This window comes from Paenibacillus allorhizosphaerae (assembly GCF_042659105.1).
In the GTDB taxonomy this organism is placed as follows: domain Bacteria; phylum Bacillota; class Bacilli; order Paenibacillales; family NBRC-103111; genus Paenibacillus_G; species Paenibacillus_G allorhizosphaerae.
Map to the genome: position 1 here is coordinate 1 of NZ_JBHSRV010000072.1, position 794 is coordinate 794.

1 protein-coding gene is annotated in these 794 nt (G+C 52.6%); it reads right to left on the bottom strand.

Translation table 11 applies throughout. The features are described from left to right. On the bottom strand, nt 1–794 hold a 794-nt coding region (locus tag ACFQI7_RS37800; protein WP_452459131.1), incomplete at both ends, for a PASTA domain-containing protein.

Consider the following 794-nt stretch of genomic DNA (forward strand, 5'->3'; position numbering starts at 1 on the left):
TCTTGCTTGAACACGACCCCTTTGTCGGCGGCATTCGATTCCAGGTAAAACTGATATCGAAGCCCAGAGGCAATTGCTATCTTTTCGGCATCCTCCCTTGTATGAGCGACCAAATCCGGGACAATACCCGCCTTGGCTTGTATCGCGCCACCGTCTGCCGGCTGAACTTCGACTTCTAAAGTCTTATCCGTCGGTACAACCGTTTGAGCTTGCATCGAGGATGCCGATGCGGAAGGCTTCGACGTCTCAGTATGATTTACCGATACAGCTGTGGGATAGAGCGTTTGAATTGTCTGCGGCTTAGAACCGTTCACATGGTCAGGGAGCGGACGCAGTGTCAGCCAAAGCAAGAGAACGAGCACACCAGAGCCGGCAGTAGCAAACAGATGCCATTTGCGCAGCTGGAACGACTCTCGGAACAGCTCGCGTAGTTCCACTATTTTGCGGTCCGTTGCCGCACTGATGCGCGTCTGAGTCTCCCCGGGTTTACGCCCATCTGCCGTTCGCTTCTCGGCCTTTCTCTTCTTGTTTTTAGGATCTACAAACGCATGTGACTCATGTATGGCGGTTTTCCGCTCCCGTCTGCTTGACGTCATCATATAGTTTACCGGCAAAACCGATATAAGAAGTGGTTCCTTCCCCTCGCCGCCGATACTGAGCAGTGCTTCCAGCTCTTGCTGAAAATCGGCAAGCGTGCATAACCCTTCATACGCCCTGCAGGCCAAAGCTATGGCACGTTCCCGAGCTTCATCCGACAAATCCGCAAACAACCGATTCATCTCGAATGAATAGAC